The following is a 17342-nucleotide window of genomic DNA, read 5'->3' on the forward strand; positions in this document are numbered from 1 at the left end:
CTTATGCTTCAATGAATTCTTTTCAAATCGAACCAAAATCGAAAAGCTTGTTATCCAACAAATGGCTTGGACGTACATTGGTCAACGCACGTATCATCGTATCTTTACGACCCGGCATTTTTTTCTCGATGTCATTCAGCATATTCTTCATTGCATTCCGCTGGAGGCCGTCCTGACTGCCACACAAGTTACACGGAATAATCGGGAACTTCATAGCTTCAGCGAATTTGGCAAGATCTTCTTCTGCTGCATAGACAAGTGGCCGCAAAACCAACATATCGCCCTCGTCATTAACAAGCTTGCCCGGCATGGCAGCCAAACGCCCGCCATGGAAAAAATTCATGAAAAATGTTTCCAATACATCGTCACGATGATGTCCGAGGACGAGAGCCGAACACCCCTCTTCCCGTGCAATCCGGTAGAGATTACCCCGCCGCAATCTGGAACAGAGAGAGCAATAGGTTTGCGTATTATCGAGTTTTTCCGTAACGATCGAATAAGTGTCCTGATATTCAATCCGGAAAGGAATTTCATAATGTTTCAGAAAATCCGGCAAAATATTCTTCGGAAATCCGGGCTGGCCCTGATCGAGATTGCACGCCAAAAGATCCACCGGCAATAAACCACGCCACTTCAAATCCAGAAGAAGAGCAAGTAAACCATAGGAATCCTTACCACCCGACAAGGCTACAAGCCATTTTTGCCCCGGTTTAACCATTGAAAAATCGTCCAATGCTTGACGCATATGGCGTAATAGACGTTTTCTCAATTTATTGAATTCCACTGTCGAAGGCGCATCGCGAAATAAGGGATGGCAACCATCAGCCGCTTCATCAATATCAGTCTGCCCGATCATTTCACCTTCCTTCAACAATATGCCTTAAAACGAAAACAGGGAGCCAGAAGGCTCCCTGCTTGAACAGAATAAATAATCTCACGATTAACGTGAATAAAATTCGACAACCAGATTCGGTTCCATCTGAACAGCATAAGGAACGTCGGCAAAGGCCGGAATACGTGTGTAAGTTGCCTTCATCTTGGTGTGATCTGCTTCGATGTAATCGGGAACATCACGTTCCGGCAACTGGGTTGCTTCAAGAACAAGTGCCAATTGCTTCGACTTTTCGCGAACTTCAATCACATCACCGGGTTTGCAACGGTAGGATTGAATGTTTGTACGACGACCATTTACATTCACATGACCATGGTTGATGAATTGACGTGCTGCAAAAATCGTAGGAACGAATTTTGCGCGATAAACAATAGCGTCAAGACGTGATTCGAGAAGACCGATCAGATTTTCGCCGGTATCACCACGACGACGGCCGGCTTCTTCATAAATACGGTGGAATTGTTTTTCCGAAATATCGCCATAGAAACCTTTAAGTTTCTGCTTGGCACGCAATTGGGTACCAAAATCCGAAAGTTTGCCTTTGCGGCGTTGACCATGCTGGCCAGGACCGTATTCACGACGGTTGACCGGTGATTTCGGGCGGCCCCAAATGTTTTCGCCCATACGGCGGTCGATTTTATATTTCGTAGTTTCGCGCTTGCTCATCGCATTTCCTTAAAACTGGATAACAAGGCAATAAAATTGCCTCAGGGAAACGCGCCCTCCTCTGCCCATAAAATTTATGGACTGACAGGACAGATCGCGCACGCTTTGCGCAAATGTCCACGGGACACGTCAGTGATCGCTTTTTCATTACTGAAAAAACTTGTGTGGTTCTTTAGTGAAATTGACCGCAGGAGTCAAGTGAACACGTTCTTTTTCGTGTCAAGGAAAGCCTGTCTCTTCAAGATTTTCCAAACATGCCGAAACGCTTCACGCAGGCACTGTTCCGGTGACTTCAATTGAAGCACCTTTTGCCTTGACGGAATGCGTTCTCATTCATGTTTTATAATCATCATAGGATGTTTATAAATTAGGAACGACATGAAGGTGGGGAAAAAAGCATTGACAAGCCACCATCACAGTGCTTCACCGGCTTCATATAAAAATCGGACGGGAAAACGACTATAACAGATAAATCACAACCGTTTTTTCTTCTATGACGCTTCTTTTCAATCTGCTTTAGAGCTTGAATTTTATTTACATATTTAACGGCGTCAAACGCAAACCGAAGCCATGAAGCAATCTGTTTGTCGCGTAATCGGTTCTGCCGGAAGTAAAATGGGCAAGATCCAGATGTTCGGTGAGTGGCTGGACTTCTTCGGCGTTCGGTAGCAGAGATAAAGCACGCTTGGCTACTGCTTCTGCCGGATCAATCCAATCGACCGGCCATGCGGCGGTTTTCCGGAACAAATTGACGAGGAAGGGATAGTGCGTACAGGCGAGCACAACAATATCTGTATGATGTCCGTCTTTTTCTACAAAACAGGGGGCTATCTCGGCTTTTAAAGAAGCACGATCAACCGGTTTTCTTCTAAGGTAATCCTCTGCAAAACCTGCAAGTTTCGCACTCCCTACCAGTCTGACATGACATTTTGACGCAAAAGAGGAAACAAGCTCATGTGTATAAGCGCGCTTGACTGTTCCAGGCGTTGCCAAAACCGAAATCAGACCCGAACGTGTCTGCTCCGCCGCCGGTTTAATTGCCGGCACTGTGCCAATAAAGGGAACATCGGGATGAGCGCGACGCAAATCTTTCAACACCAATGTCGAAGCTGTATTGCACGCGACAATACAAAGAACCGGATTATAGGCATTCAGCAGTTTTTGAAAAAGTTCGATAATATGCGATTTGAGTGCGTTTTCTTCCCAGCCACCATAGGGAAATGCCGCATCATCTGCGATATAAATGAATTTGCGATCGGGAATAAAAATACGTGTTTCGCGCAATACGGTAAGCCCGCCGATACCACTGTCAAAAAACAGTATAGGCCGTTCACTCATTTTGATTACTATTGTCCTTTGAACGTTTGCGATGATCCGGAGCACCTGCCCCACGTGGCATTTTGGGCGAAAAATGGTCGAGAGATGCCACAACGCCACGCAACAGGCGAATTTCGGGTTCGCTGAAAGCTGCCCGTGTCAGAACAGACCGTAAATTTTCTACCATGATTTCCTTCCGTTCCTTAGGACGGAAATACCCGCGAATATCCAAAGCTTCTTCCAACTGGTCGAACAAACCATAAAGCGTTGCCTTATGTGCCGGCTCCATTTCCTCGTTACGAAACGCAGTATCGGTTTGTTTTTCCAAACCCGATTTCATCCATTCGTAAGACATCAACAAAACAGCCTGTGCGATATTAAGAGAGGCAAATGCCGGATTGACGGGAAATGTCACAATTTCGTCAGACAAACTGATTTCCTCATTATTCAAACCCCATCTTTCACGACCGAAAAGTATGGCTGTCCGTTCACCCGTTGTTTCTTTCATCCTCAAAACATTTGCTGCTTCAACCGGACTTTTTACCGGTTTGAAGCCGCCCCGTTCACGGGCAGTGGTCGCAAACACATAATTTATATCCGAAATCGCTTCCCGCAAAGTATCAAAGACGCGCGCTCCGTTAATTATGTGATCGGCCTTACTTGCAGTTGCTATGGCTTTATCGTTCGGAAATTCTTCACGCGGATGAACGAGCCGCAATTCGGAAAGACCGAAATTTGCCATTGCACGCGCCACCATACCGATGTTTTCAGGCAATTGTGGTTCAACCAACACAATAACGGGTCCCCCCGTCATATTTTCTCTTTTTCTATCAGTTCCGGCCATTTCATTCACTTCTTCGGTTTTGATGCCTTTTAATGCAGCTTTCAAGGAACCTCAACCAATCATTAACTGTAATCTTGAAAAGAACCATAAAATGCCTTTTTCATGCCTAAATGCGGTCATCTTTGCCATTGATATAGATTGCGTAATATCTGTTGCAGAGGGGTTCACCAAATGAATATAGAGTTCAAAACCACGCTTACTCTTATGGCAATGGCAATCATAACGACGGTCATGGTTTTTTGTGCAAATATGACAATTAGTGATGTTCTGGCAGCACTTTAACTCTTTTCTTTACTTCCAAGTTACATTTTCCGCTGTTTCGATTTTATCCACTGCCTTGAACTGCAAAGTGTCAATATCTTCAGTATAAAAACTTTTTATGTCATGAACATTAAATACTATTTTAACTGTTTAGCCAATTTTGATTGAACCTGAAACCTGTTTTTCATAGAAAAACTTATTCGTAATAAAACGTTATATTATATCTATAGCTACATTTACCAATTTATTTATGGGTAATGTGTTACACGTTCGGAAACATAGCCAGAAATATTATTACAAAAATTCAGTCACCCGCATTCCATTTTGCTACTAGACATTGATGATGCTGCCTTCCTTGTTTATTTCCTTGGTTAAATTTTCAAAAATTTTTTTATCAAATTCTATTTTTTACCCAAGCTATAGCACATGATTTCACTGTGCGTTTCGTTGTGACCTTTAAACGGAAAAATGCCGACTGTTCAGGTCAAAAACGCGTTATCTGTTCAAAAGGGCACAATTCCTTCGGATAAATAACGTGCAATCGCTGCAATCAACAGCTATGCTTATTACGATTCAGTGTTAAGATCATGAGTTGCTTTCATCTTGTGCGGGAACCGGAATGGTTGTTTCCGTTGCATGCGAAAGATGGAGTTGAACACGCAGACATCGTTCAGGATGCACTTGGCACTTCAAGTTGCTTGAAGTGCGGCCAATATAAAAAGATAGAAATAGTTAGGCAAATGGTTAGTTACGTCAATTATAAAAATTCACCTATAAAATATACCGGACAAATTCGCATTTATGATGAAGAAGCTTTTGTCGGAATGCGCAAAATCGGTCGTATTGCTGCCGAATGTCTTGATGCACTCGTCGATATAATCAAGCCTGGCATAACGACTCAGGAAATTGACGATTTTGTTTTTGCCTTCGGTGCCGACCGCGACGCATTACCGGCAGACTTGAACTATCGCGGCTACAGCAAATCCTGCTGCACGTCGATCAATCATGTCGTTTGCCATGGTATTCCGGACAATAAACAGCTTCATGAAGGTGATATTGTCAATGTCGATGTTACATTTATCAAAGACGGTTGGCACGGCGACACCAGCCGGATGTATCCTGTCGGGGCATTGAAAAGAGCATCCGAACGCTTGCTTGAGGTTACACACGAATCACTCATGCGCGGTATTGCTGCGGTTAAACCCGGAGCAACGGTTGGTGATATTGGCGCTGCCATCCAACGCTATGCTGAATCCGAACGTTGTTCTGTTGTCCGCGATTTTTGCGGTCATGGTGTAGGGCTTATATTTCATGACGCGCCGAATATTCTTCACTACGGAAATCCCGGTGAAGGACCGGAACTACGTGAAGGAATGATGTTCACAATCGAACCGATGATAAACTTGGGAAAATCGGGTGTAAAAATCCTCAATGACGGTTGGACTGCCGTGACGCGTGACCGGTCTCTGTCGGCTCAATACGAACACACAATGGCCGTTACAAAAGATGGTTGCGAAATTTTTACTCTTTCGCGGAATAATACTTTTTACGTACCCGTAACCAAGGCATAAACCGGTGTTCCTGTTATGGCTAAAACTCCCGACAAAAATATATTTGCCGAAAACATGATAGATATGTTGCTATCAGGAGTTACGCCAGACAAAGAAAAATCGCCAAAGGAAAACGCCAATAACGAAAATAAAGGCCATCGGGAAAGACTTCGGGAACGTTATTTTGAAACAAACGGCGTGGGATTTCCCGATTACGAATATCTTGAATTATTATTGTTCCGGTCAATTCCGAGGGCTGATACAAAGCCCTTGGCAAAGGCCTTGCTTAACCGTTTTGGCAGTCTTGCCGATGTACTTGGTGCCGACATCAATCTTCTGCAAGAAGTTCCCGGATGTGGTCGGGCTGTTGCGCGTGATCTTAAAATTCTTTCAGGCATAAGTGAGCGGGTAAACCGCGCGGAATTGAGAAAACGCGATATATTTTCGTCCTGGGACAAAGTGCTTGCTTATTGCAAGGCAGCTTTGGCACATGAGACACGCGAACAGTTCAGGGTTCTATTCCTCGATAAGAAAAATGGATTGATAGCTGATGAAATCCAGCAGATAGGTACGGTCGATCATACACCTGTTTATCCGCGCGAGGTTGTCAAGCGGGCTTTGCAACTATCAGCGTCTGCGCTTATTCTTGTTCACAACCATCCCTCTGGTGATCCTTCCCCTTCACGCGAGGATATTTCAATGACGCATATGGTTAAGGATGTAGCGAATGCTTTGGGCATAACCGTCCACGATCATATTATTATCGCCCGCAATGGTTATACGAGCTTTCGGGCACAAAAATTGCTCTGAAAAATCAGAAAAACAAGAACTCCGATAAAACGGAAAAAGCCGCAATCATCGGCGGCCTTTCAAACTCAAAAACAAAGTTCCGATTTCAATGGTTGCGACTATTCGTCGAGGTCAATATCAAGAATAGCCATCGAGAAATTATACGACAATTCCCCTTCGTCTTCATCGCGATAAATGACACCGAGAAATTCATCATCAAGATAAACTTCGCATGAATCATCCTTGCGCGGTCTCGGCTTCACTTGCAGTGATGGATTTTGAAATTTGCGCTTAAAGTAGCCATCAAGTTTCTTGATTTCGTCAGGCTTCACAGCGTTCTCCTAAAATTGCTCCGGTTAAACAAAAATGCCAGATAAGGCACAGCCAAACGTCTGTAAAGATATTGGCCTTCAATTTTATTCATTAATTGCTTTCAATTTTAATCGTTAATCAATTGATCCATGCTTAATGCCGGCTCACGATCCTCTATCTTTCCAACAACTTTTGCAGGGACACCGGCAACAGTACTATAGGCCTCGACCGGCTTAAGAACAACAGAACATGACGCGATCTTTGCACAATCGCCTATTGTGATATTGCCAAGCACTTTCGCACCCGCCCCGATCAGTACGCCGTGACCGACTTTCGGATGGCGATCACCCGATTCTTTACCGGTTCCACCCAAGGTAACATCCTGTAATATCGAAACATTATCGCCGACCACTGCTGTTTCTCCAACGACGAGACCCGTTGCGTGGTCAAGAAAAATACCGCGCCCGATACGTGCTGCAGGGTGAATATCTGTCTGGAATACGCATGATGAGCGCCCCTGCAGGAATAATGCGAGGTCTTTTCTGCCTGTTTCCCATAAAGTATGGGCAAAACGATGTGCTTCGATTGACAGAAAACCTTTGAGATAAAGTACCGGTTCCATAAACCGGTTACATGCAGGATCACGGTGGAATACTGCTGAAATATCGGATGAAATAATCTCTTCCAGATGGTCTATTTTGTCGATTTGTTCGACAAATATCTCGTAAAGATTTTCTTCATTCAACTCACGTGTCCATAGCCGCGCCGCAATGCGCCCTGCTATCATTTCCGACAGGTTTTTATGGTCTAGAATTGCGCTTTGAAACAATTGCACAAGCGCCGGATCCTGCTCGATAGCAGCCCTTGCTTCCTGTTTGATGGTCTCGAATAGCACGAGCGGGTCGATAGCTTCACCCTTTTGCTTACAACAAGGCAATATAGTCCCTCTTTTCTATTTCAGGCAATGCTGTTTGCCTTCCTGTCTTTCTTCATCAGGCAATCGGATGTTTTGCCAGAAAGTTGATAACACCTTTTTTATACACCGGATCACCGACCGCCAGCATATGATCGCGATTGGGGATATTGAGTGCCTCTCCGTGCGGCAATAGTGCAACGAGCGGCTCGGCTTCACCGGATATTTCGTCAAGCGTACCCACTGCTACCAAAACCGGTTGTTTTATCGAATGGACTTCGGCTGCTGTCAATTCCTGTTTTGACGTAATGACGCATGCTGCAAGTGCCTTGCGGTCGCTTTTTGTTCGGTCGGCAAATGTCCGGAACATCAAACCGCGCTTATTGGTAATTTTTGCGACATCTTCTGCAAGCAGTGCTTCAGCGACAGGTTCCCAGTTTCCGGCGCCCGTTACCATACCGATACCAAGCCCGCCAAATATGCCACTATTAACATAATCCGGATAGAGCATTGCCATGTAGGCTGTGATTCTCGCCCCCATGGAATAGCCCATCACCTGCGCTTTTTTAATCCCCAGATGGTCGAGAAGCGCAGCCGCATCGCCAGCCATTGCCTGAGGCGTATAGACTGCCGGATCATGACTTTTATCCGAAAAACCATGGCCGCGATTATCAATGGCAATCACCCGGTAACCGGCATCATTCAAGACACGAAACCAGCCTGGTGCATACCAATTCACATAGGAAGAAGATGCAAAACCGTGGATCAGCAAGATCGGGTCACCCGTACCTTCTTCCCGATAGGCCAGTTTGAACCCGTCATGATTGAAATATTGAACGTCCTCTGCACTCATTTCTAATTCACTTTGCATCCACCACGTTAATCTACTTTACATGCACCGCATATTGCAGGATGAAATACCCTATCGCCAATTTTGATCCTGTTTTTTTGAACTTCACCTGCATTCACTTCGATTGTAAACTTGGCAAACACATGTGACGACACAATTTTTGTTGAGTAAGGTATCGTATTTTCGGTAATGGATACGATCACACCTCTATCGTCAAGAAATATCATGTCGAGTGGCAACGGCGTGTTAGCCATCCACATTGTCACAATTTGTTTCTCCGGAAAAACAAACAACATGGCGCGATCGGACGGTAAATCCGTTCTGTACATCAAGCCTGCTTCATTTTGTTCGGGCGTTTCGGCAACCTCGACATCATAAGATACTTTTCCGGTTGCTGTGATGATAACCAATTGCGCAGCATCGACCGGTAGTCGCATCGGTTCTTCACAATAAGCACGGCCCACCATGGCAAACTGCAGCAATAACAGTCCGGCAAACAAAGCTTTCATGACAAAGTTTTCCTTAACAAAGGCCGGGATTTCCTTAACAAAGCCGGTAATTTCCCTAATGAAGCCGGAGCCGATAAAAACCGGACGTGTCCGGCAATTATTCATCAATATCGGAAACAAAGATTTTAATGGGTGGGAAAAGGTACTGCAATATCAGGGTGGATTTCCGCTGCCATCAAGCCCTTTTCACCCCGCCCGTAGCGAACAAGCACAACCTGCCCCGGACGCAATTCTGCCAGACCGAAACGACGCAGAGTTTCCATATGGATAAAAATGTCTTCTGTTCCTTCACCGCGGGTGAGGAAGCCGAACCCTTTTTCACGGTTGAACCATTTGACAATTGCCCGTTCCAAGCCGCTTTCCGGTGTTACAACAACATGTGTACGAGCCGGCAGTTCCGAAGGATGGACGGCGGTCGAAAGGTCGATCGACTTCACTTGAATGCATTGTAATCCACGTTCACCTTTTTTGACCATGCAAACAATCCGCGCTCCTTCGAGTGCGGTGTGAAAGCCGTCGCGCCTCATCACTGTCACATGGAGAAGGATATCCGGAACACCGGCAATATCCGGCACGATGAAACCATATCCCTTGCTTACATCGAACCATTTGATGGTGCCGCTAATCTCGACAACATCTGTTGCTGCTGTTTCAGAACTATCTTGAGACGGAAGGAATCCTTCCAATATTTCATCGCTCGCCATAATTCCTACAGTCCTGTCAATACCAATTAATCACGAATGATTCTCTTGAACCCCAGTAAATATTGCTCACTCATTGTGACGCAAGCCCCGACAACAAGATTTCCCCAAATTGTGGACGTTCAACGACGATAAATCATTTTTTTGTTTTTTCACCGACAATTTTAAAGCCGATCGCCATATTCACATCCCGTACAAAAGACGTTAGATTTTTAAAAACCTGATAAAACAAGAAAGCGAGAAAAAATGCGATATTTGCACACTATGGTTCGTGTTAAAGACCTTGAACAGTCACTCAACTTCTATTGTAGCGTATTCGGCCTCAAGGAAACCCGCCGCATAGAGAATGAAAACGGCCGTTTTACCCTCATTTATCTCGCAGCTCCTGAAGATATTAAAGCGGCACATTCCGTCCATTCGCCGGAACTCGAATTGACATATAATTGGGACAAAGAAGATTACACCGGCGGGCGCAATTTCGGTCACTTGGCCTATGAGGTTGATAATATTTATGAAACTTGCAAAAATTTGGCCGCAAAAGGCATCGTTATCAATCGTCCACCGCGTGACGGTCATATGGCCTTTATAAAATCGCCTGACGGTATTTCTATCGAACTCTTGCAAAAAGGTGAAAAACTAAGCCCCGAAGAGCCTTGGGTTTCAATGGAAAATACTGGAACATGGTGACAAATGACTTTGAACCATGAACAATAAATCTAATTTCGGGTATGGAACTTGTGCTGTCAGCCGGTTCATATTATGAAGTTTTATTACAATATTTTATTAAAACAAAAAAGAGGGATCGATTACTATGGCTTTCAAGCAATTGATTGCAGCAGCAATTGCTGCCACAGCACTGAATTTCAGTGCATTCGCAGAAGACCCCATTAAAATCGGGGTATTCCTTCCGCTAACCGGTCAAAACGCTTTCGGTGGGCAATTGGAGCTTGAAGGCGTTCAACTTGCCAACAAAATCAAACCCGAAGTTCTCGGACACAAAGTCGAGCTGGTCGTCGTCGATAACAAATCGGATAAAGTCGAAGCTGCAAATGCTGTCATGCGACTCACTGCTTCCGACAAAGTCAACGGAATTATCGGTACTTACGGTTCATCGCTGGCACTCGCCGGCGGCGAAGTTTCGGAACCGGCAAAAACACCTGCAATCGCAACTTCGGCAACCAATCCTTTGGTGACCCAAGGCAAAAAATACTATTTTCGCGCATGTTTTATCGACCCCTATCAGGGAGCCGGAGCTGCAACATATGCATTCAACACGCTTCACGCAAAAAAAGCAGCGATTTTGAAAGATGTTTCTAACGACTATGCAATCGGCCTTGCCAATTTTTTCGATAGCTCATTCAAAAAACTTGGTGGTGAAGTCGTAGCAAACCTCAATTATAATTCGGGAGATCAGGATTTTTCCGCCGCACTCACCCAGATTATCGCTGAACAACCGGACGTTCTTTTCATTCCTGCCTATTTTGCAGAAGGTGCCATCATTCTGAAGCAGGCACGTGAACTTGGTGCAACATTCCGTATTATGGGCGGCGACGCAATGGATAATCCGGAAACCGTTACAATCGGTGGAAGTGCTTCCGAAGGTTTTCTGCATACCACTTTTCCCTATGACGCAAGTATGCCGAATATGCCGAAAGCTGCGGCCCAATTTACACAAGAATGGAAAGCAACTTATCCTAACAAAGAACCGAACGTGAATGCGGTTCTCGGCTACACTGCTTATATGATGTTTATGCAAGCAATTGAAAAAGCCGGAAGCGGTGACCGTGAGGCAATTACAGCAGAACTTGCAAAACTGAAAGATTTCGAGACGCCATTCGGTGCGATGACTATGGACAATAATCATAATCCTGAAATTCCGATCGGTGTTATCGAGATCAAGAATGGAAAGCGTGAATATCTCGGTGAAGTTAAACCCGCTTTATAAGGGGATAAACACAATTAAATGATTGATCCGGTCGAATAAAACTCGACCGGATGAATTTACGTTGTATATGTGCTTCTCGACGAAACCGGTTGCAATATCAGGAAGGCTAAAACATGACTACAGAAATGTTCATTCAACATTTCTTTAATGCTTTGGCGCTAGGGGCACTTTATGGATTGATAGCCATTGGGTACACAATGGTTTACGGCATCTTGCGGCTTATCAATTTCGCCCATGGCGATATTTTTATGTTGGGTGCGTATTTTGTTTTTTTCTCGACAATCAGTTTCATGCCTGCATGGGCGGCTGTGTTGCTCGTTATTCTGGCAATTCTGGTTTATTATTCGGTCTTCATCGGCTTTAAAACACGCATAAAACCCTATTGGGCAGCGCTCTTTATCATTCTTGTTCTGGCTCTTGCCTATTATGCTTTTGTAAGTCCGCGCGATTTTACGCCGGTCTGGTTACTTGCCGTTTGTTTTGCGGTATTCGTTACCAGTGCCGGCGGCATTGCAGTTGACCGTATAGCCTATCGGCCGTTGCGGGATGCACCACGTATTTCCGCGCTTATAAGTGCAATCGGTATGTCATTTCTTATAGAAAATCTCGCAACTGTATTGTTCACAGGCGTGCCAAAAAGCGTCAAACAGCCCGAATTGCTTGTCACGCCTATTCAATGGCATTTTGGTGAAGGTGCTCAAGGGATAATCCGTATTGTGCCAATGGCGCTCATCGTGCCCATTGTTTCACTATTGCTCGTTGTTCTTCTGTTATGGATTATCAACAAAACAAAACCCGGTCTTGCCATGCGCGCAATTTCACGCGACATCGAAACCACGCGCTTAATGGGCGTTTCTGTGGACAAGATCATTGCTTTCACATTCGGTTTGGGATCGGCTCTGGCTGCAATCGCCGGTATAATGTGGGCGTTACGTTACCCGCAGATTAACCCTTATATGGGAGTAATACCGGGACTTAAGGCGTTTATTGCAGCCGTCATCGGAGGTATCGGTTCGGTTGAAGGGGCAATGCTTGGCGGCCTACTTCTGGGCTTCATAGAAATCATGATTATTGCATTTTTCCCGTCGCTGTCAGGGTATCGTGATGCATTTGCTTTTATCATGCTCATCATGATTCTGCTTGTTATGCCAACGGGACTCATGGGCAAGAAAAGTGAGGAAAAAATCTGATGTCGAAATCCTCGCAAATCATTCTATCCCTGATTTCTATTCTATGCCTCGTAGCGTTTCTGTTTTATGCCCAGAACCACTTTGATGCTTATACTGTGCGCATTCTAAATCTTATCGCAATCAATGCCATTCTGGCGGTGTCGCTCAATCTTATTTATGGCTTTACAGGAATGTTTTCTTTGGGCCATGCCGGTTTCATGGCCATAGGAGCCTATGTTTGCGCCATATTACTGCTTTCACCCGAACAAAAGCAGATGATGTGGATTTTACAGCCGATGTTTGAACCCTTGCAACATTTGCAGGTTCCATTTTTCTTTGCGGTCGTTTTGGGGGGTGTTTGCGCGGCACTCCTCGGCCTTGTCATTGCGCTTCCTGTTTTGCGGCTTGGCGGAGATTATCTCGGCATTGCAACGCTTGGATTTGCCGAGATCATACGCGTCGTCATTACCAATGCCACACCTATTACAAATGGTTCGCTCGGCATTAAAGGAATACCGCAATACGCCAATTTGTGGTGGAACTATGGTTGGCTTGCCTTTACTGTCGTCTTTATTGTGCTGCTTCTAAAAAGCAATACAGGAAATGCACTTTGCGCCATTCGCGATGACGAGATTGCAGCTAAAACTATGGGCGTTAACACCTTTTTCTACCGTACATTGTCATTCACAATCGGCGCTTTTTTTGCCGGTGTCGGCGGCGCACTGACGGCAGCACTCATTTCGACAATCGATCCTAAAATGTTCAACTTCCTTTTAACGTTCAATATTTTGATGATTGTCGTTGCCGGTGGTCTTGGTTCGATTACCGGAAGTATTATTGGTAGTGTTATCATCACTGTTATGTTGGAATGGTTACGTATCGTCGAGCAGCCAATCGATTTCGGTTTCATTCATATTCCGGGAATTCCGGGACTGAGAATGGTTATTTTTTCGATATTGCTGATGGGGATAATCCTGTTTTGGAGAAGCGGTTTGCTTGGAACACGTGAATTTTCCTGGAACGGTATTTACCATTTTTTCAAGAAAGGTTCTGAAGCCAAGAGCGGAGACCGGTCATGAGCGACACAATATTGAAACTCGACCATGTCACAATGCGCTTTGGCGGATTGACTGCTGTCAATGACATCAATATCGCTATTGAACGGGGCACGATCGCCGGTCTCATTGGTCCCAACGGTGCCGGTAAAACAACTGTTTTCAACATGATTTCCGGATTTTATACCCCGACAAGCGGTACAATATCTTTTGACGGCAAAAAAGTATCGGGTCTACACCCCAATATTGTTTGCAAACGCCACATCGCCCGTACTTTTCAAAACATTCGCTTGTTTACAGGATTGAGCGTTTTACAAAATGTCATGGTTGGCGCACATGTGCGTCAAAAAAGTCCGTGGTTTGCGAGTGCCCTTTTCATCCCCTCAGCGGTAAGGGAAGAAAAGAAAATTCGTGAACAAGCTCTTGAACTTCTGGATCGTGTGCACCTTGCAGATCTCGCAGATCAGCCGGCAACGGCACTCCCCTACGGCGCTCAACGCCGCCTTGAAATTGCCCGCGCTTTGGCAACCGAACCGGAATTACTGCTTCTTGATGAACCGGCCGCCGGCATGAACCCTCAGGAAAGTGAGGAACTGCGCCTATTCATTTCACGGATACGGGAAGAATTCGGACTGACTATTCTGCTTATCGAACATGATATGCGGGTCGTTATGGGATTATGTAACCATATCTGGGTACTGGAATATGGTGCACTGATTGCAAACGGCACACCTGAAGACATTCGTAACAATCCAAAAGTCATCGAAGCCTATCTTGGCGGAGAAATTCATGAACATTCTTGAGATTAATGACCTTCGTGTCAATTATGGTGCAATCAAAGCCGTGCAAGGCTTGTCCATGTCGATCAAAGAAGGCTCGATTGTTACACTTATCGGCGCAAATGGTGCAGGAAAAAGCAGTACGGTTCGCTCTATCGCGGGTTTGAATAAATCGGTAACCGGCGAGATTCTTTATAAAAGTGAAAATATCCTCGGAAAGCAGCCTGAAGAAATCCTGAAAAAAGGAATTGCGTTAAGCCCTGAGGGGCGTCGTATCATGCCGCATCTGACCGTTTTGGAGAACCTCGAACTCGGTGCTTATATTCGCAACGATAAAGAGGGGATCAAGCGGGATATTGAATGGATTTTCGATCTTTTTCCAAGGCTTAGAGAACGGTCGAAACAATTGGGTGGCACGATGTCGGGTGGCGAGCAGCAAATGCTCGCAGTCGGACGGGCGCTTATGAGTAATCCCGAACTCGTTATGCTTGATGAACCATCTCTGGGATTGGCTCCAATTCTTGTTCAGGAGATTTTTTCAATTATCCGGAAAATAAACGAAATGGGCAAAACGGTTCTGCTTATCGAACAAAATGCGTTCGCAGCGTTATCAATTGCCAATTATGCCTATATTCTGGAAGTCGGTAAGATTATTCTCGAAGGAGAAGGCAAGACAATGCTCAAAGACCCGCGTGTCAAAGCAGCATATCTCGGCGGATAATAAACCTTTCCATTCATCGGGTGAATTTCGCAATCATTCAATAGACGGACTAATTTTCGGGGTTTTCTAAGACATTCCAATCGGCTTTTTATCCTTACCCATTTGCATTATCCTGTCGGGAAAAAATATTGAATTTCGTATATTTTTACTGTGTATGGATAGCTGAATTTAAAGCTCGGCACGTTTGGAGCGGTTAAAAAACATTGAGAAAACTTCAAAGTTCAACGAAAGCGATGAGTCTACATTACTTCCTTTTTAACCCGCTTCCTTGATAACCTCAAAATTGTTCACAGTTCCCGATAAGAGCAAGCGCAAAACATTTATGTAATAATTTAACTTTTTATCGTATTTTATTGTAATTATTGAATATTATATAAATTTCTAATTCTTTATCGCCACACCCCCCGCCGCCATTTGCAATGTCGAATACCATTCAAACTTCAAATGCCTAATTGACGATTTCATCTTGTTATTGCGTTTTTCTTAAATAAAAAACACGGCAAAAATTTTGCCGTGTTGAATAGATTTTAGAGTTTGGCCGTTGCCAAAAAATGGCGTTAAACCCTTACCACCATTTTTGCGGAGAAAACTTGCCTGCCGCCTGCTCGATAATATTGGCGGTCTGGAACAATTGTTCCTCGCCGAATGGCTTGCCAATGAGCTGCAAGCCTAGCGGTAAACCATTCTTTGATAAACCGGCAGGTAATGAAATTCCGGGGAGACCCGCCATATTCACTGTAACGGTGAAAATATCATTGAGATACATGGCTACAGGATCGTTTTTCAATTTTTTGTCGGCAATTCCGAACGCGGCAGTTGGTGTCGCCGGAGTTAAAATGGCGTCAATACCTGCTTCAAAGCACTTGTCAAAATCCTGTTTGATAAGTGTGCGAACCTTTTGAGCCTTAAGATAATAGGCATCGTAATAACCGGCCGACAACACATAAGTGCCAATGAGAATACGCCGTTTGACTTCGTGCCCGAAACCTTCCGAACGTGTATTCTCATACATTTCGATAATGTCTTTGCCTGGAACTCTAAGGCCGTAACGCACACCGTCATAACGCGCAAGGTTCGACGAAGCTTCGGCAGGCGCAACAATATAATAGGCAGGCAATGCATATTTCGTATGAGGGAGAGAAATATTGACGATTTCAGCTCCAGCTTCTTTCAACCAATCAATGCCTTTTTGCCAAAGCGCCATTATTTCTTCCGACATACCATCAACACGATATTCCTTTGGAATACCGATTTTCATGCCCTTAACCGATTTGCCGATAGATGCTTCATAGTCGGGAACAGGCATGTCGGCGGAAGTTGAATCTTTCTCATCGAAGGAAGCCATGGATTTCAATAAAATAGCGCAATCACGTACGTCGCGGCCAATGGGACCGGCCTGATCGAGCGAAGAGGCAAAAGCGATGATTCCCCAGCGCGAACAACGTCCATAGGTGGGCTTAATTCCGACAGTGCCGGTAAATGCAGCGGGTTGACGGATTGAACCGCCTGTATCGGTGGCGGTTGCACCAGCGCACAAATGGGCAGCAACAGCAGCAGCCGACCCGCCCGAAGAGCCACCGGGCACCAATTTTTCATCCGAACCTTCAGCACGCCACGGATTGATGACGGGACCATAGTAGGAAGTCTCGTTAGACGAACCCATGGCAAATTCGTCCATATTCAGTTTTCCGAGCATAACTGCACCGTCAGCCCAGAGATTGCTTGTTACAGTCGACTCGTATTTCGGTTTGAAGTTATCAAGGATGTGAGAACACGCCTGGGTGTGAATGTCATAAGTTGCATAAAGGTCTTTTACACCGAGTGGAATACCTTCAAGCGCCCCCGCTTTCTTTTGCGAAATTCGTTCATCAGACGCTTTTGCCATTTTTCGCGCATGGTCTGCCGTCACGGCAACATAGGCGTTAATAGCAGGGTTGGCTGCTTCAATGGCATGAATATATGCGTCAGTTAGTTCTGTTGCCTTGAAGTCACCCTTTTTGAGCGCGTCACGAGCCTCGGCAATTGTCAGCTTCGTCAAATCGGTCATATCATGCCTCAAAATAAATATT

At 45.0% G+C, this 17342-nt stretch carries 18 protein-coding genes; 8 read left to right on the forward strand and 10 right to left on the reverse strand.

Features of this window, described 5'->3' with window-relative positions; genetic code table 11:
• Positions 1-22 precede the first annotated feature (22 nt).
• The 4 genes from ttcA to BBC0122_RS06520 form a co-directional block, all read right to left on the reverse strand.
• Positions 23-856 carry a tRNA 2-thiocytidine(32) synthetase TtcA gene (gene ttcA, locus BBC0122_RS06505; RefSeq protein ID WP_077992326.1) on the reverse strand — a complete coding sequence of 278 codons (834 nt, stop codon included), beginning with the start codon at positions 854-856 and terminating at the stop codon, positions 23-25.
• An 84-nt stretch (positions 857-940) separates the two neighbouring features.
• Positions 941-1558, reverse strand: coding sequence for a 30S ribosomal protein S4 (rpsD, locus tag BBC0122_RS06510; protein WP_077992327.1), 618 nt, complete (start codon positions 1556-1558; stop codon positions 941-943).
• Positions 1559-2092: 534 nt separating this feature from the next.
• Complete coding sequence (murI, locus tag BBC0122_RS06515; protein ID WP_077992329.1) at positions 2093-2896, reverse strand: glutamate racemase; 804 nt, start codon at positions 2894-2896, stop codon at positions 2093-2095.
• The gene (locus BBC0122_RS06520; protein ID WP_077994546.1) at positions 2889-3719 is read right to left on the reverse strand and encodes an RNA methyltransferase; all 831 of its coding nucleotides are present in this window, start codon (positions 3717-3719) and stop codon (positions 2889-2891) included. Before BBC0122_RS06520 ends, murI begins: the two co-directional genes overlap by 8 nt.
• 1001 nt (positions 3720-4720) lie before the next feature.
• On the opposite strand from BBC0122_RS06520, the gene map reads away from it, so the two are divergent.
• Complete coding sequence (map, locus tag BBC0122_RS06525; RefSeq protein ID WP_077994547.1) at positions 4721-5551, forward strand: type I methionyl aminopeptidase; 831 nt, start codon at positions 4721-4723, stop codon at positions 5549-5551.
• A gap of 15 nt (positions 5552-5566) precedes the next feature.
• Positions 5567-6340 carry a RadC family protein gene (radC, locus tag BBC0122_RS06530; protein WP_077992330.1) on the forward strand — a complete coding sequence of 258 codons (774 nt, stop codon included), beginning with the start codon at positions 5567-5569 and terminating at the stop codon, positions 6338-6340.
• 98 nt (positions 6341-6438) lie between these two features.
• On the opposite strand, the gene BBC0122_RS06535 is transcribed toward radC, so the two are convergent.
• From BBC0122_RS06535 to BBC0122_RS06555, 5 genes are all read right to left on the reverse strand, one after another.
• A complete protein-coding gene (locus BBC0122_RS06535; RefSeq protein ID WP_077992331.1) occupies positions 6439-6651 on the reverse strand; it encodes a DUF3126 family protein in 213 nt (70 codons plus the stop codon).
• A gap of 107 nt (positions 6652-6758) precedes the next feature.
• Positions 6759-7568, reverse strand: coding sequence for a serine O-acetyltransferase (gene cysE, locus BBC0122_RS06540; RefSeq protein ID WP_077992332.1), 810 nt, complete (start codon positions 7566-7568; stop codon positions 6759-6761).
• Positions 7569-7623: 55 nt separating this feature from the next.
• Positions 7624-8397: an alpha/beta fold hydrolase gene (locus BBC0122_RS06545; protein ID WP_077994553.1), complete on the reverse strand. Its 774-nt coding sequence runs from the start codon at positions 8395-8397 to the stop codon at positions 7624-7626.
• Positions 8398-8423: 26 nt separating this feature from the next.
• Positions 8424-8903, reverse strand: a complete 480-nt coding sequence (locus tag BBC0122_RS06550; protein ID WP_077994555.1) for a DUF192 domain-containing protein — start codon at positions 8901-8903, stop codon at positions 8424-8426.
• A 125-nt stretch (positions 8904-9028) separates the two neighbouring features.
• Positions 9029-9607, reverse strand: a complete 579-nt coding sequence (locus BBC0122_RS06555) for a cold-shock protein (protein WP_077992333.1) — start codon at positions 9605-9607, stop codon at positions 9029-9031.
• 243 nt (positions 9608-9850) lie between these two features.
• Between BBC0122_RS06555 and BBC0122_RS06560 the strand changes: the two genes are divergently transcribed.
• The 6 genes from BBC0122_RS06560 to BBC0122_RS06585 all read left to right on the forward strand — a co-directional run bounded on the left by BBC0122_RS06560 (position 9851) and on the right by BBC0122_RS06585 (position 15273).
• Entirely contained in the window at positions 9851-10291 is a 441-nt protein-coding gene (locus BBC0122_RS06560; RefSeq protein WP_077992335.1) for a VOC family protein, read from the forward strand.
• 124 nt (positions 10292-10415) lie between these two features.
• A complete protein-coding gene (locus BBC0122_RS06565; protein ID WP_077992337.1) occupies positions 10416-11549 on the forward strand; it encodes an ABC transporter substrate-binding protein in 1134 nt (377 codons plus the stop codon).
• 113 nt (positions 11550-11662) lie between these two features.
• The gene (locus tag BBC0122_RS06570) at positions 11663-12739 is read left to right on the forward strand and encodes a branched-chain amino acid ABC transporter permease (RefSeq protein WP_077992338.1); all 1077 of its coding nucleotides are present in this window, start codon (positions 11663-11665) and stop codon (positions 12737-12739) included.
• Positions 12739-13797 carry a branched-chain amino acid ABC transporter permease gene (locus BBC0122_RS06575; protein ID WP_077992340.1) on the forward strand — a complete coding sequence of 353 codons (1059 nt, stop codon included), beginning with the start codon at positions 12739-12741 and terminating at the stop codon, positions 13795-13797. The genes BBC0122_RS06570 and BBC0122_RS06575 overlap by 1 nt, the downstream gene beginning before the upstream one ends.
• Positions 13794-14576 carry an ABC transporter ATP-binding protein gene (locus tag BBC0122_RS06580; protein WP_077992342.1) on the forward strand — a complete coding sequence of 261 codons (783 nt, stop codon included), beginning with the start codon at positions 13794-13796 and terminating at the stop codon, positions 14574-14576. Before BBC0122_RS06575 ends, BBC0122_RS06580 begins: the two co-directional genes overlap by 4 nt.
• The gene (locus BBC0122_RS06585) at positions 14563-15273 is read left to right on the forward strand and encodes an ABC transporter ATP-binding protein (protein ID WP_077992343.1); all 711 of its coding nucleotides are present in this window, start codon (positions 14563-14565) and stop codon (positions 15271-15273) included. Before BBC0122_RS06580 ends, BBC0122_RS06585 begins: the two co-directional genes overlap by 14 nt.
• A 565-nt stretch (positions 15274-15838) precedes the next feature.
• On the opposite strand, the gene gatA is transcribed toward BBC0122_RS06585, so the two are convergent.
• On the reverse strand, positions 15839-17320 hold the full coding sequence (gene gatA, locus BBC0122_RS06590; RefSeq protein WP_077992345.1) for an Asp-tRNA(Asn)/Glu-tRNA(Gln) amidotransferase subunit GatA: 1482 nt from the start codon (positions 17318-17320) through the stop codon (positions 15839-15841).
• Between the last annotated feature and the right edge of the window lie 22 nt (positions 17321-17342).

It is taken from the genome of Ditibartonella choladocola, assembly GCF_002007565.1.
In the GTDB taxonomy this organism is placed as follows: Bacteria; Pseudomonadota; Alphaproteobacteria; order Rhizobiales; family Rhizobiaceae; genus Bartonella; species Bartonella choladocola.

What these genes read in the sequence shown, in the direction of transcription:
- ttcA (WP_077992326.1), bottom strand. Translation starts at nt 856, where the DNA reads ATGATCGGGCAGACTGATATTGATGAAGCGGCTGATGGTTGCCATCCC.
- rpsD (WP_077992327.1), bottom strand. Translation starts at nt 1,558, where the DNA reads ATGAGCAAGCGCGAAACTACGAAATATAAAATCGACCGCCGTATGGGC.
- murI (WP_077992329.1), bottom strand. Translation starts at nt 2,896, where the DNA reads ATGAGTGAACGGCCTATACTGTTTTTTGACAGTGGTATCGGCGGGCTT.
- BBC0122_RS06520 (WP_077994546.1), bottom strand. Translation starts at nt 3,719, where the DNA reads ATGGCCGGAACTGATAGAAAAAGAGAAAATATGACGGGGGGACCCGTT.
- map (WP_077994547.1), top strand. Translation starts at nt 4,721, where the DNA reads ATGGTTAGTTACGTCAATTATAAAAATTCACCTATAAAATATACCGGA.
- radC (WP_077992330.1), top strand. Translation starts at nt 5,567, where the DNA reads ATGGCTAAAACTCCCGACAAAAATATATTTGCCGAAAACATGATAGAT.
- BBC0122_RS06545 (WP_077994553.1), bottom strand. Translation starts at nt 8,397, where the DNA reads ATGAGTGCAGAGGACGTTCAATATTTCAATCATGACGGGTTCAAACTG.
- BBC0122_RS06550 (WP_077994555.1), bottom strand. Translation starts at nt 8,903, where the DNA reads ATGAAAGCTTTGTTTGCCGGACTGTTATTGCTGCAGTTTGCCATGGTG.
- BBC0122_RS06555 (WP_077992333.1), bottom strand. Translation starts at nt 9,607, where the DNA reads ATGGCGAGCGATGAAATATTGGAAGGATTCCTTCCGTCTCAAGATAGT.
- BBC0122_RS06560 (WP_077992335.1), top strand. Translation starts at nt 9,851, where the DNA reads ATGCGATATTTGCACACTATGGTTCGTGTTAAAGACCTTGAACAGTCA.
- BBC0122_RS06565 (WP_077992337.1), top strand. Translation starts at nt 10,416, where the DNA reads ATGGCTTTCAAGCAATTGATTGCAGCAGCAATTGCTGCCACAGCACTG.
- BBC0122_RS06570 (WP_077992338.1), top strand. Translation starts at nt 11,663, where the DNA reads ATGACTACAGAAATGTTCATTCAACATTTCTTTAATGCTTTGGCGCTA.
- BBC0122_RS06575 (WP_077992340.1), top strand. Translation starts at nt 12,739, where the DNA reads ATGTCGAAATCCTCGCAAATCATTCTATCCCTGATTTCTATTCTATGC.
- BBC0122_RS06580 (WP_077992342.1), top strand. Translation starts at nt 13,794, where the DNA reads ATGAGCGACACAATATTGAAACTCGACCATGTCACAATGCGCTTTGGC.
- BBC0122_RS06585 (WP_077992343.1), top strand. Translation starts at nt 14,563, where the DNA reads ATGAACATTCTTGAGATTAATGACCTTCGTGTCAATTATGGTGCAATC.
- gatA (WP_077992345.1), bottom strand. Translation starts at nt 17,320, where the DNA reads ATGACCGATTTGACGAAGCTGACAATTGCCGAGGCTCGTGACGCGCTC.